Origin of the sequence: Acinetobacter kyonggiensis (assembly GCF_900107285.1) — a bacterium.
Lineage (GTDB): Bacteria > Pseudomonadota > Gammaproteobacteria > Pseudomonadales > Moraxellaceae > Acinetobacter > Acinetobacter kyonggiensis.
The window spans coordinates 371,257-384,848 of sequence record NZ_FNPK01000001.1; the positions used below are offsets into that span (position 1 = coordinate 371,257).

At 40.3% G+C, this 13,592-nt stretch carries 10 protein-coding genes, 1 rRNA gene and 1 pseudogene; 6 read left to right on the plus strand and 6 right to left on the minus strand.

What is annotated here, in order from left to right:
* Window positions 1-238 precede the first annotated feature (238 nt).
* A complete protein-coding gene (locus tag BLV99_RS01770; RefSeq protein ID WP_086184003.1) occupies window positions 239-859 on the plus strand; it encodes an LOG family protein in 621 nt (206 codons plus the stop codon).
* Between the two features lie 443 nt (window positions 860-1,302).
* Here BLV99_RS01770 and BLV99_RS01775 read toward each other — a convergent pair whose 3' ends face one another.
* Both BLV99_RS01775 and BLV99_RS01780 read right to left on the minus strand, forming a co-directional pair.
* Window positions 1,303-2,268 (minus strand): hypothetical protein, encoded by a 966-nt coding sequence (locus tag BLV99_RS01775; protein WP_086184004.1) that lies wholly within the window; start codon window positions 2,266-2,268, stop codon window positions 1,303-1,305.
* A 163-nt stretch (window positions 2,269-2,431) separates the two neighbouring features.
* Window positions 2,432-4,270 (minus strand): choice-of-anchor I family protein, encoded by a 1,839-nt coding sequence (locus tag BLV99_RS01780; protein ID WP_092687151.1) that lies wholly within the window; start codon window positions 4,268-4,270, stop codon window positions 2,432-2,434.
* A gap of 178 nt (window positions 4,271-4,448) precedes the next feature.
* On the opposite strand from BLV99_RS01780, the gene mdtD reads away from it, so the two are divergent.
* From mdtD to BLV99_RS01800, 5 genes are all read left to right on the plus strand, one after another.
* Window positions 4,449-5,840 (plus strand): multidrug transporter subunit MdtD, encoded by a 1,392-nt coding sequence (mdtD, locus tag BLV99_RS01785; RefSeq protein ID WP_092687103.1) that lies wholly within the window; start codon window positions 4,449-4,451, stop codon window positions 5,838-5,840.
* Between the two features lie 77 nt (window positions 5,841-5,917).
* Entirely contained in the window at window positions 5,918-6,703 is a 786-nt protein-coding gene (locus BLV99_RS01790) for a glycoside hydrolase family 25 protein (protein ID WP_171259132.1), read from the plus strand.
* A 176-nt stretch (window positions 6,704-6,879) separates the two neighbouring features.
* Window positions 6,880-7,944 (plus strand): DNA polymerase IV, encoded by a 1,065-nt coding sequence (gene dinB, locus BLV99_RS01795; protein WP_092687106.1) that lies wholly within the window; start codon window positions 6,880-6,882, stop codon window positions 7,942-7,944.
* Window positions 7,945-8,510: 566 nt separating this feature from the next.
* Window positions 8,511-8,645 carry a hypothetical protein gene (locus tag BLV99_RS18595; protein WP_280138250.1) on the plus strand — a complete coding sequence of 45 codons (135 nt, stop codon included), beginning with the start codon at window positions 8,511-8,513 and terminating at the stop codon, window positions 8,643-8,645.
* A 27-nt stretch (window positions 8,646-8,672) separates the two neighbouring features.
* Complete coding sequence (locus BLV99_RS01800) at window positions 8,673-9,032, plus strand: RidA family protein (protein ID WP_092687109.1); 360 nt, start codon at window positions 8,673-8,675, stop codon at window positions 9,030-9,032.
* Between the two features lie 50 nt (window positions 9,033-9,082).
* Here BLV99_RS01800 and BLV99_RS01805 read toward each other — a convergent pair whose 3' ends face one another.
* The 4 genes and pseudogenes from BLV99_RS01805 to rrf all read right to left on the minus strand — a co-directional run.
* A complete protein-coding gene (locus tag BLV99_RS01805) occupies window positions 9,083-9,628 on the minus strand; it encodes a DUF2726 domain-containing protein (RefSeq protein WP_092687112.1) in 546 nt (181 codons plus the stop codon).
* A 351-nt stretch (window positions 9,629-9,979) separates the two neighbouring features.
* Window positions 9,980-12,403 carry a YgiQ family radical SAM protein gene (locus tag BLV99_RS01810; protein WP_092687115.1) on the minus strand — a complete coding sequence of 808 codons (2,424 nt, stop codon included), beginning with the start codon at window positions 12,401-12,403 and terminating at the stop codon, window positions 9,980-9,982.
* A 742-nt stretch (window positions 12,404-13,145) separates the two neighbouring features.
* Window positions 13,146-13,453, minus strand: a pseudogene (locus tag BLV99_RS18365) (transposase family protein); the annotation flags it as partial.
* Window positions 13,454-13,518: 65 nt separating this feature from the next.
* Window positions 13,519-13,592 (minus strand): 5S ribosomal RNA (gene rrf, locus BLV99_RS18680); the annotation flags it as partial.

Here is a 13,592-nt window from a genome sequence, read left to right on the forward strand (position 1 = left end):
GAATTGATGTGTTCGGAGCGACGACAACCACTACCCATGTTGATTCATTTGTTGGAAAACAGATTTTTAGTATAGGCAAGATGGCGTAAAAATTCATCCTTTTTTCAATGTGTCGCGCTTTTCTCTCCACACCTGTTAACAATTTTTGCAAAATGAGTTTATTTTAGTCCATGCTTTGTCATATTTTCTGCGTAAGCTAGAGCATGAAAAAATAAAATGCTATGGTAAAAATATAATGATGACCAGTGTATTAAAAATGACTCCAAAACATAAAAATCCGATGCCTAAAACAACTCAAGCGTTAATTGCTCTCTATTGCGGTTCCCGTTCTGGTAATAAACCTATTTATACAGAAAAAGCGATTGCTCTAGCTCAAGGTCTTGCAGATCAAGGTTTTGGACTGGTCTATGGTGGCGCAAGTATTGGTCTTATGGGGCAAGTCGCCAATGCCGTCATACAACATGGCGGTCAAACCGTTGGGGTCATTCCTGAATTTATGCTCGATTATGAAATTGCACACCATCAACTCACTGAGTTACACATCGTCAAAAATATGCATGAACGTAAGGCGATGATGGCCGAGCGTGCCAGTGCTTTTGTCGCACTTCCAGGGGGCTTAGGTACTTTTGAAGAAATTTTAGAAGTGGCCACTTGGGGACAGTTAAATCAACACCAAAAACCCATGATGCTATACAACGTGAATGGTTTCTATGATGCTTTAATTGCGCAGCTTGATCATGCCGTTGAGGAAGGATTTTTACCGCCGCAGCATCGGGCAAAATTGATTATTTGTAATCATGCAGACCAAATTATCAATGCAATTAAAAATTTAAGCGCTCCAAAACACTTTGCTATTTAAATGCGTGCAGTAACAATAAAAAAGCGAGCTTATAGCTTTAATGCGAGTCAGTTAAGGGGTTTTACAATTAACTCCTTAGCTTTTTAGCTTTTTAGCTTTTTAGCTTTTTAGCTAATCACTACGGAGTCTTATATTTTTAAATCAAATACTTGGAGCTCATTTATTACTTTGGATAAGCCCAAATGAGAAGCCTCAAAATATATTTTGAGTTCGCAAGAAAGGCATCTTGCGGCGCAGTGCGCCTCACCGCAAAACTCGTCAAATACTTTTTATTGATCAAGTAATCGCAGAAACCTTACTTTTCAAAGTAGTCTTGCCTCGAACAGTTGCGAATGACATTTCCACGTATCTAATAACATCATGAATTTAAAATAAAAAAACTAATCCACTTCTTAACTAATCGCATTAAGCTCGTGGTTCGCTTTTTTTGAAGCATTAATCTATTAACCTGAGATGACTTGATAAAACCACGGCAAAGTAGTGGCTAGAACAATACTCATGATTAAACCCACCATCAACTTCATTGCATCCTTACTCACATTACGCGAAGTTCGGTATTTATTCACTTCAGCCAGATGCATAGACAGGGCAAATTCACGACCTGCGAGTAAACCTAAGAATACCCAAGTGGTACTCATTGGAATATTACTCCACTCTTTAAAGACCAATAAAATTAAGGCATAAATAAAATCAATAATGGTCGCTGAACGAATATCTGCCACCCCAGTTTTGGTGTCGATAATTTTTTGGATGGCTCCACCACGTTGGTAGAAAATCATCCCTAATAAAGCCACGAATACAGAAATGGCAAAAACTAGAAATTCAAACGGAACTTGACGCGGCACATAGACAAAAATATTGGCTAAATCTTGAATTAACCATTGGCTCCACAGAAACGCTGTGGAGACCCATTGCAATCCAATCCAGATATGAGACGGTTTATGATCGCGCGTTTTACTGAAATAAACCGAAATCCCTTTAATCACAAAGCGATAGATAATGATAGCCACCACAAAAGCAACGGCATAGCCCATCATCGACTTGGTCAGCATGGCTCCCAAACTGCTTGGTGAAAAAATGGTCAAAACTAAAAATGTGGTACTGACAGGAATCCCATACTTGGTTAACAGAATCAGCAATATAGGCGGAACAATGTACAGCCAAGTAATTCCTGACTCAGGAAAAGGAATGGTTTCAAGACGACCATAAGATGCATCACCTACGCCCGAGGCATACCAACCATACATTAACACCACGCTTAAAATACTGCTGGTATAAAGCCACAACACCCACCAAGGACGATGGGCATTGGATGAAATAAAAGTACCTAAGGTTTGTGGTACATCATTTCCAACAATTGAATAGGCAGCTAAACAGAAACCAACAATCATCAAAATTTCGATTGTCATAAAAACAAAACCTTTTTCACCAATGAAAAGCCCCATCCAATACGACGAATGAGTTGCGCAAGATTATGACAGTTTTGTGTCACTTTAATCACATCACAGTAACAAGGTTTTGTTACACAACACAAAAAAAGAGCAACCTTATGCTCTTTTTTCTCACGGTGGATTAGTTTAACTTCACTTGATAAATTGCAGTTGAACCACTCACTTCATTGCCCACCACCAAAAGTGGCTGTCCATTTGGTGAGTCTTTCGCCGCAATAAAAATTAAACTTTCTGGCCCTAAATCCCCTTGTTTATTCGGTGCCTCAGTCATTTTTCGGTCATTAAAATATTGAACGAACTGTCCTTTTTTCGGCTGACTAATATCATAAACCATGATACCGCTTTGACGTTCAAGCCCAATAAATGCAAAGGTTTTATTGCCAATTTTACCCAATGCAACGCCTTCAGGTTCAGGGCCTTTGTTGTCACTACGGTCATCAAATACAGTATTTTCATGATTGCTATTGAAATATTGCGGCATCATTTCCGCAACTTTTGCTTCAAATTCTTTGCCTGAGTCCCAGACTATTTTTTTCGAAACTGGATCAATAATACTGAATGAACGCCCGCCATACGCATACAGTTTGTCGTAGGTCATTAGCCCCTTTTCATCCAGCAGTGGCAAACCCGTTAGCGCATCTTTTTTATAACCTTGGGTCCAGCTTATGGTTAAACGGCCCAATTGAGTATCCCCTATTAACTCGGACAAACATGTTTCGACCTGAGGTGCATTTTTACAAAAAATGCTGGAATCTAATTTTGCCCCTTTTACATTTGGCGCAATCTGACGTAAATGTGCCGCATAATCGCCATTATTTCTAAAACCTTTGCTGTTAAATAAGTGCTTTACACGAATTTCTTCGGCATAACCGGCATTTAAATCATCCCCTTTAAAATACTGATCCGCATTAAGCAGCCATTCCCGCGCATCGCCCTCATTGGCCGTCACCAAATAAGTTTGCCCATCGACCTGATATTGCGCAATCGCATCAGGCATATACATGCCGAAAACACCCGACCAAGCTTGAAGATTAATGCCTAAATCTTTATCGCTGGCATCAAAGGCATTTTCAGCTAAACCGTGATCTTTATAGCCGATCGGGAAAATATCCACCATTTCATCTTTAATTAAATCAATTTTGGCAATGGCATTGTTTTCTTGCAGCGTTGCCCATGCGGTTTTACCGTCGGCACTGATGGTGATGTATTCAGGTTCCAGATCTTGAGCGACGGTTGTGGTTGCAATACCTTGCGTTGTTATATTGGCGTATTGCTGAGCATCAGGTCCAAAAATACGGACACCCGCATCCACCAAGCTTTGCTTTTGCGAATTCCATGCACTAAATCCTGCTGTTTTCACTTGCGGACGTTGGATATTACGCACATCAATAATACTAATCGAACCTTCTGGATCAACCGCATACCCTGCACTTGGTTCACCTTCATTTGCGACCAAAACCTTTTTGCCATCTGCGGTGAATACCAACATATCCGGCAATGCCCCAACCTCAACCTGACTCATAAAAGTTAAATCTTTGGCATTAAAAAAAGCGACGATGCCGTTGTCGGTTTTATTCTTGGCTTGAACGGCTAAAGCAACAATACCCTGATGCACTGCAACACTATTCACTTCTGATTCGGCCAAATATGCACGCGCCGATAATTCCCCAATATGCACAGGTTTGTCAGGCTGTGTCATATCAAGCACATCGACCATACCCTTTTTAGCATTCACGACAAATAATCGTTTGCTCGCAGCATCAAAAGCTGGAATTTCTGCTGCACTGGCACCGAAAATGCCAGTTTCATAACTACCTATACGCACCAGTTCAATGCTATTCGGGGTTTTCTCCTCAACGACTGGTGGTGTCACAGTCACTTCATTTTTTTGATCATCATTACACGCCACCATTCCCACCGAAAGTAAAGCAAGCATCAGTGCCGAAAATTGTGTCTTCATCATGCTCATTCATCATTTTTGTTAAAATTGCGACCAAGTTATAAGCAACTCGTGTCAGCACCATGACGGTTGGATTGCTGTTTGATTGCATTGTTATGGCAAAATGAAGACAACGATTTAATACAACAACCTTCCTAGATTCATTTAAACTGTTTAAAAACCTCAGCTTCTTCAAAATATGAACGCCACGCCCTCGCATCAAGCCTTACAACCTGAATTTAGACTGTTGGTCTTTTTAGTCTCGATTGGCTTTTTTATGCAGGCGCTCGATACTACCATTGTCAACACGGCCATTCCTGCGATGGCCGTCAGCTTGGGGGAAGATCCCTTACGTATGCACAGTCTGGTGGTGGCTTATGTGCTTTCTGTCGCTGCCTGTATTCCCTTAAGTGGCTGGCTTGCAGACCGTTTTGGTGTACGTAATACTTATTTTTCAGCGATTATTATTTTTACCTTGGCCTCTTTAGGCTGCGCATTTTCACAAAATTTAGAGCAACTGCTATTTTTTCGTGTTGCTCAAGGCGTTGGCGGCGCTTTATTGCTGCCTGTCGGTCGTTTGGCAATGCTGAAAGTCATTCCGCGTAGCCAATTTTTATCTGCCATGAGCCTCATGAGTCTAGCAGGTTTAATTGGCCCACTGATTGGCCCCACTTTAGGCGGCTGGTTGGTTGAAGTTGCCACATGGCATTGGATTTTCCTGATCAATATCCCGATGGGGCTGTTGGGTGTACTGGTCACTTTTAAAGCCATGCCGAATGTTACCGAACCCACGGTACAGAAATTTGATTTTAGCGGTTTCCTGTTCTTGGTCATTGCCATGACTGGTCTGTCTTTAGGCATTGAAAGTTTTTCCAGTCCCCAGAGCAGCGCTGGGTTCAGCATTGTGCTCATCGTGGGAGGACTCATTGCAGCAGCCATCTATACTTACCACGCTCACACTCATGAACATGCCTTATTTCGAAGCAAATTATTTGAAAATAAAATTTATGCGATTGGTATTTTAGGTAATTTTTTTGCGCGTTTGGGCGGCAATGCGCTGCCTTTTCTATTACCGCTAATGTTGCAAGTGGCGTTTGGTTTTAGTCCCTTGATTACGGGATTAATGATGATTCCTGCGGTACTCGGATCATTGGCATCAAAACCGATTATTCGACCGATTATTCAACGCTTTGGCTATCGACGTGTGCTCTTGGTCAATACGGTTTTAGTCGGTAGCTGTATTGCCAGTCTGGCTTTAACCACAGCAGATACACCACTATGGTTGCGAACCTTACATTTCTTTATTTTTGGCATGTTAAATTCAATGCAATTTGTCTCCATGAATACCTTAACGCTGAAAGATTTACCTCAAGCGGATGCCAGCAGTGGCAACAGTTTTTTATCCATGATCATGATGCTCTCGATGAGTATTGGAGTGGCTTTGGCGGGTACACTGGTCAACATTTTTACCGCATATTACGGCAGCGCACAGATCAGCCTTGCATTTCATAGCACGCTGATCTGTTTAGGCTGTATTAACATCATTACCGCTTATATTTTCTGGCGTATTCCACGTGATACAGCCGTTTAAACAGATTTCAGAAACAACGTGCTCTGAGGCTTCAGATCGCGTTATCATATTCAAGGTTCATCATCGCAAATACTGTTATGCCTAAAAAACGATTCGCCAAAAGCAGCCTACAAAAGCTTTACGCCTCTTGCGTTGGCTTAGGACTGATTTGCATTGCAATCGTGGTCTATGTTTTTATCCTGCATCATAATCCTGCCTCAGCACAGGAATATCCAGTTAAAGGCTTTGATGTTTCACATCATCAGGGTGATATCCAGTGGAAAAAAATATCGCCGAAAGAATTTCAGTTTATCTATTTAAAAGCCACTGAAGGCGGTGATTTTAAAGATCGAAAATTTCAGGAGAATTGGCTACAAGCCCGTGAACAGGGTTTTCTGGTAGGCGCATATCATTTTTATCGTTTATGCCGTGATGGTGAAATTCAAGCACAGAATTTTATTGCCACCGTGCCCAATAAACCCGATGCGCTGCCACCTGTGATTGATCTGGAATATGACACGAACTGCATCAATACCTATACCAAAGAACAACTACTAGAAGAAATCCAAGTCATGCATGATCGGTTGTATCAACACTATGGCAAACAACCGATTTTCTATATTTCCAAGTCATTTTATAATATTATTTTAGCCGGACAATTTTCTAAAACACCGCTCTGGGTACGCGAATATCAAGGTAAACCCCATTTAAAAGGCAACCCACAATGGTTGTTTTGGCAACAGACCAATCAAGGAAGCATCCAAGGCATTACTAAAGTGGTCGATTTAAATGTCTTTCATGGCGATCAGTCCGACTGGCTCCATTTTTTGGAAAAAAATAAAATTTACACGCAAAACAACATTGAGCATCTGCCCATAAAATAACAGCATCCGTGCTGAAAAAAGCTTCAATATTTTAATTCAGGCTGCGAAACAGCAAAACACAGCCGCAGTTTTACTCAGTCAAATTGTGTCGTACCCTCTGACTCAAGCACTACAATCCAAAGCATGAAAATGAGATACTCAACTTAACCTTATATTCAAAGCAGAATGTGAGTTGCATGAGAAAAATCATTCACATCGATATGGATGCCTTTTATGCATCTGTTGAACTCAAAGATCATCCTGAGTTAAAAGACCTGCCCGTGGTAATTTCCTCACACCATCCAAGAGCAGTGATTGCAGCGGCATCCTACCCTGCGCGCAAGTTCGGTTTACGTTCCGCCATGTCCATGTCACAGGCCAAAAAACTGTGTCCACAAGTGCTGGTGATTGAACCCCATTTTGAAAAATATCGAAATGTCTCTACTCAAATTCATCAGATTTTTCAGCGTTACACTCACATGATCGAACCCTTATCTTTAGATGAAGCTTATTTAGATGTGACTGAAAATTTAAAAAATATTCCAAGTGCAACAGAAGTTGCCATGCAAATTCGGAACGATATTTTTCAACTGACGGGTTTAACCGCATCTGCTGGTGTAGCACCGAATAAATTCTTAGCCAAAATTGCATCGGATTGGCATAAACCCAATGGTATTTGTGTAATTAAACCCTCACAGGTGCAACATTTCATTCAACATTTAGCGCTGAAAAAAATCCCCGGCGTTGGTAAAGTGACCCACGAAAAATTAAAGGCACTGCAACTGGACACCTTGGGTGATTTGCAACAAATGGATGAAACCATCCTGATTCAACATTTTGGTAAATATGGCAAACAATTGTTTTTATATGCGCAAGGCATTGATGAACGCCCTGTACAGACTGAACGTGAACGCCGACAAATTTCAAAAGAAACTACTTTTGATGACGATCTTATTTTGACCAAATGCCACAGCTATTGGCCTAAACTGATTGATCAAGTTTGGGCAAGCTTAGAGAAAAAAAACCTTTCTGCCCGTGGCGTTTCAGCCAAACTTAAACTGAAAAATTTCCAAGTTTTACAGCACAGTAAAAGTTTTAAACAGCCCTTACAAAACAAAAAGCAATTAGAAGATGTGCTACAACAACTGCTAATTGAGATGCGAATTTCTGAATATGCGCAATTTCGCTTAATTGGCGTTGGGGTCTATCAACTTTCCGAACAGCAAGATCCGCCTCAACTTTCACTTTGGTCAATATTTTGAATACTTTTTAAACAAAAGAATAAAATTAGACCAATTGATTACACACAACACTTCTTTTTACGGTACTCTATCGGCGCGATGCATTTATCCATGTAGCCGCTGAGATGCTAAAAATCACCTTTACTTTTAGCATACTGTCCTGTGATTGGCGTGACGATCAAATCCGAATATTACAGGGCAACTCTGTCATGGAATCCTTTCTTGCCTGCCTTCGCTAAATACCGCTTTTAAATTGCCAACAACACCATATACATAAAGCCATACCCATTAATTTTCTGACTTCTGTTGTCAATGGCTAGCTCTTTCGCACGCCTATCATCACCCCAGATATAAAAACATTTTGATATTAATTTTTTAAATCTAATTGAATGACTCATTTTCAACTAAATGATATCCCCCATCACTAAGGTCTGAATAAACAATTTTTCCTCAATATCACCTGAATACTGGGTGCAATCAGTTGTTGCAATATTGCTCTTTTTGCATCGCTTGCAGATCGCTTTGAGCAACAGAAAATGTGTATCATCGGTGGTTTAATGGGTGCATTCCCTGCTTGATGGCATTGAATGCACAACACTTGTGATGATGATCTGCTTGGTGCTGTTTTACTGACCAAGATTGCACATAATAGGGTGTTCATTAACCCATTTTCACTTCACCGCTTGGTACTCCATACCGATACAGCGGTGCAATGGCAATGATGCCGAAAAACACAGGATTAAAATTTTATGAGCGTTCAACGTCTACATGTAGAAAAGCGTTATTGCGAAGTGGCTATTTCAGGAAATTTAGTGCATCTGGCGGGTCAATTGGCCAATGACACTTCACTCGATATTAAGGCGCAAACTCAAGAAACACTGGATAATATCGACCGCTTATTGGCAGATGCAGGCACAAATAAAACCCATATTTTATCTGTGATCATTTTCTTAAAAGATATTGAACAAGACTATGCAGCAATGAATGAAATATGGGACGCTTGGGTCGTTGAAGGTCATGCCCCTGCTCGAACATGTGTTGAATCTAAACTTTATGCAGCTGAAGTTCTCGTTGAAATGACGGTTACGGCTGTACGTATTTCAAATTAAATCGATAAAAAAATAAGCATGATAAGTCTGTTTATTCATGCTTATTTTCATTAGCCTAAAATTCGGATTTTCTTTCGCCCCAACACTGGATAAAAATTATACTTTTTTGTGTGACCTTCTAGTGCAGTGCCTAACTGATTATAAGCAAACTTTTCAATCAGGAAATCTTGTCTCAACTGATAATATTCAGGCACATCGTCATAGCGAATCACATGATAGCCCGCCATGGCTAAAAGGGCATCTTGATATTGTGCATTCTGTCGACGCTTCAATACCATGGGATCATCCAGTGCAATAATGGCCGTTACTTGATGATTTTCATCCAGTACCACAAAATCTGCCACCATATTGCGATATTTATAGCGCGTACGAGAGTATTTCGTCGTCAATAAAGCATCAAATGAGACATGTGCCAAAATCGTGCTCTGTGGCAGTATTTCCTTAAGGCGAGTATATGTAATTTGTTGATTAATATTAAAAATAGCCCTTTGTTTTAAAGCACTATCTTGCTGTCTGGTACTATTTTCCAGACTTCTCCACGCCATAAACAGTACACACAGTAGGATTAAACTCCCGATAAAAATGTACATCATCATGCTCTTAGTCCTTTAATTTTTTATAATCTTGTCGGTGTCACACCGATTGTTTGTTATGAAATTTAGTATACAACCACTCTTTTTATTAAATATGTCAAGTAAACAAACTGCATTTAATAATGACAAAATCATTATAAAAACAAACAAAAAATTGCACTTATTTTATATTCAGCATTGGTGTCTCATTCAATATTCATAGACACTCAAAAGAGTGTATATCAAGCTCTAACGCTGATTCAATAAGACTATTGGCTATTGTCCTACAATTCCGACGAACTGTTTTTGATCCTTTATTTTCCTTATTCAGGAAAAAAGGATGCCTAAGCATCCTTCTTCATTCACCGATCAAAATTAAGCTTTCGATCTCGGCTTAGACTTGCCCTTTGGCTTGGTGCCAGCAAATGGTTTTTTTGCATCTCCCGTTTCACGTGGCGGCAAACCGGTATGCTGAGTCAAAATCTGTCCTCTTTCTGGACGTTTTTTGGTATTTGACGGACGCGATGCATTACTGGTTTGATTGTTTCGAGCCGCATGTTCACCCGTACGTTTTTGCGAATCACCTGCAACCGTGGAATTCTTTTTACGTGCCGATTGGTACTGACCTTCCGTTGTTCCCACTGGTTGATAAGTCGGAATCAGATGTTGCTTCGAGTTACCAATTAAATCAGCACGCCCCATTTCCTTCAGCGCTTCACGTAGTAATGGCCAGTTGTTTGGATCATGGTAACGTAGGAATGCTTTATGAATACGACGACGTTTTTCACCTTTCACAATATCGACATTTTCGGTATAACGCGCCACTTTGGCCAGTGGGTTTTTACCGGTGTGATACATGGTGGTTGCTGTTGCCATCGGTGATGGATAGAAAGTCTGTACTTGGTCAGCACGGAAACCATTCTTCTTCAACCAAATCGCCAGATTCATCATGTCATATTCGGTTGTCCCCGGATGCGCTGCAATAAAGTACGGAATGAGATACTGCTCTTTTCCGGCTTCTTTACTAAAACGATCAAACATCTGTTTAAAGCGGTCATAAGCACCAATACCCGGTTTCATCATCTTCGACAATGGACCTTTTTCGGTATGTTCAGGTGCAATTTTTAAATAACCACCGACATGATGCTGAACCAGCTCTTTCACATATTCAGGGTTTAACACCGCTAAATCATAACGCAGACCTGAACCAATCAAAATCTTTTTAATGCCCTTTAAGGCACGTGCTTTACGATATAACTGGGTTAACGGTGCATGATCGGTATGTAAGTTCTGACACACACCCGGGAATACACAAGATGGTTTACGACAGTTTTTCTCAATTTCAGGATCTTTACACTGCAAACGGTACATGTTTGCTGTTGGGCCACCTAAGTCTGAAATAATTCCCGTAAAGCCTGGTGCAGTATCACGAATTTTTTCCACTTCACGCAGAATCGACTCTTCAGAACGGTTCTGAATAATACGACCTTCATGTTCAGTAATGGAACAGAACGTACAACCACCGAAACAACCACGCATGATATTGACAGAGAATTTAATCATGTCGAATGCAGGAAAACGTGCTTCAGCATAGGCTGGATGTGGCAGACGTGCATAAGGCAAGTCAAATACGTAATCCATTTCTTCTGTGGTTAAAGGAATTGGTGGTGCATTTAACCAAACATCACGTTCACCATGTTTTTGTACCATGGCACGTGCATTGCCCGGGTTGGTTTCCAAATGTAAAATACGATTGGCATGTGCATACAGGACTGGATCTTCAGACACGTCTTCAAAGGCAGGTAAACGAATCACAGCCAACTCACGTGGCGGTAATTTATGTTTAATCGCTTTAGATGGTGCAAGTTGTAGCTGAACAATTTGTGTATCTGCATCCAGATTATCGCCTTCGCGGATAATTGGATTGGCAACAGCTTCTTTTTGGAAGTTTTGATATTTGGCGAGTGAATTGCCTTTATCTTGTTCAATTTCACAGCCATCTAAATCTTCAGTCATCACATAAGGATTGATGATGGGATCAACACGGCCAATGGCATCCACATCATTCGATGCAATTTCCACAAATTTGGCTTTAGATGGACGGTTTAATTTATTAACGATAAATGCCGTGCCACGAACATCGGTAATTTCGTGAATTTTTTCGCCTTTGGCTAAACGATGCATCACTTCAGTGATTGAACGTTCACCGTTACCGTACATCAATAAATCTGCTTTTGAGTCCATCAACACTGAACGACGAACTTTATCTGACCAATAGTCATAATGTGCAATACGACGTAATGATGCTTCAATCCCACCCAGCAAAACAGGTACATCTGGAAATGCTTCACGGCAACGCTGACAATACACAGTTGCTGCACGGTCTGGACGTTTATTCGGTTGATTATCAGGTGAATAAGCATCATCAGAACGGATTTTACGATCAGCTGTATAACGGTTGATCATCGAATCCATATTCCCTGCGGTTACACCCCAAGCAATATTTGGCTTACCCAAAACGCGGAAGCTTTCCGCATTGGTCCAATCAGGTTGTGCAATAATGCCGACACGGAAACCTTGTGCTTCTAAAGTACGACCAATAATGCCTGAACAAAATGATGGATGATCGATATAAGCATCGCCACAGACCAAAATAAAGTCACAACTATCCCAACCGAGTTGATCCATCTCCTCTCGTGACATCGGCAAAAATGGTGCGGGTTCAAAACACGACGCCCAATATTTGTCGTAATCAAACAACGCAGTAGGCGCTGTTTGAGCAGTATAAGCAGTAGACATGGTTATTTATCTCGATTGGCAGATGGCGATCGGGAGAGATCTAAGATGAAAGCCGATCATTTTACCATGAATTCTATTCATCTTGCTTGATTAAAAAACACACACAAACAGTGGTTTAAATTTTTAATTTTCTGCTGGATATCAAGAGCATCGACGATGTCTCTGTGAATGGCCATAGATTTTGTAAACAACTCTTCGTTAGATAAAATAACTCATTAACCCAAATCGCGGATAAGAAATTGACTTGCAAAAAAGGTGGCTGTAAACCATTAGGCAGTTACCACACAACCTACGCCTTCAGCCACCACATTTCTTGCCCCATATATGACTCATACATATTTTTTCTGCATGATTGATGACTTTTCAAAAATTTGAAGCCACCTCTATTGGCAATTTTTGAAACACAGCAACAAGCGTTTGAAAATGCACTCTTCCCAATTAAAAATTTCGTAATCATGTTCATCGCTATTTCGGAGATGCTCTACAATTCAAAACTTAGACATGATTGCAATGGTCAGCATTCTCTATTTGATTATGAAAAGCCCATCAAAATGGTTATACCTGTCTAGAATTTTAGTGACCATGCAAGAAAAGATTAAAATACCACCGTGATCTATCGAAATTAGACCACACAACAATCTACAATTTATCCGCTTTTTTATCGATACCTGTATAAAGAATAATGCACTTTTGCTGCTTGAAGCCCTGACCTTAAATTAAAAAACTAAAATAAAACATTAAATTTAATTGGATTAGCATTTGCATCCACAGTTAAATGAATTTTCGAGCCATTCCTACCGATACTTTTTGAGATATTTTGGCTTTTCATACCCTTAGCATGTTGGTGTACTCGAACAAATGTAGCATCAATAAAAATCCATTCTAAATCAGTACTATTTGAGATTAATTTAAATACTTTTAATAGCTTCTATCTCTAGAGCAACGACTAAACTTTTTAAATATTGAGTCGGATTTAGCAAAGTAGTCAGGCAAATCAGGCCAAGGGCAACCTGTTCAAATTTTATAAACAATGGCTTTAATAAATGATCTTTAATCAAATTTCACACATAAAAAAACACCCCAACGTTTAGGTTGGGGTGTTTTTAGGAATAATGAGCTGGCGATGACTTACTCTCACATGGGTAACCCCACACTACCATCAGCGCGAAGAGGTTTCACTTCTGAGTTC

Bases quoted from the DNA above. Each gene is read 5' to 3' on its own strand.
- BLV99_RS01770 (WP_086184003.1), top strand. From the start codon at position 239: ATGACCAGTGTATTAAAAATGACTCCAAAACATAAAAATCCGATGCCT.
- BLV99_RS01790 (WP_171259132.1), top strand. From the start codon at position 5,918: ATGCCTAAAAAACGATTCGCCAAAAGCAGCCTACAAAAGCTTTACGCC.
- BLV99_RS01780 (WP_092687151.1), bottom strand. From the start codon at position 4,270: ATGAAGACACAATTTTCGGCACTGATGCTTGCTTTACTTTCGGTGGGA.
- BLV99_RS18595 (WP_280138250.1), top strand. From the start codon at position 8,511: ATGCACAACACTTGTGATGATGATCTGCTTGGTGCTGTTTTACTGACC.
- dinB (WP_092687106.1), top strand. From the start codon at position 6,880: ATGAGAAAAATCATTCACATCGATATGGATGCCTTTTATGCATCTGTT.
- BLV99_RS01805 (WP_092687112.1), bottom strand. From the start codon at position 9,628: ATGATGATGTACATTTTTATCGGGAGTTTAATCCTACTGTGTGTACTG.
- BLV99_RS01810 (WP_092687115.1), bottom strand. From the start codon at position 12,403: ATGTCTACTGCTTATACTGCTCAAACAGCGCCTACTGCGTTGTTTGAT.
- BLV99_RS01775 (WP_086184004.1), bottom strand. From the start codon at position 2,268: ATGACAATCGAAATTTTGATGATTGTTGGTTTCTGTTTAGCTGCCTAT.
- BLV99_RS01800 (WP_092687109.1), top strand. From the start codon at position 8,673: ATGAGCGTTCAACGTCTACATGTAGAAAAGCGTTATTGCGAAGTGGCT.
- mdtD (WP_092687103.1), top strand. From the start codon at position 4,449: ATGAACGCCACGCCCTCGCATCAAGCCTTACAACCTGAATTTAGACTG.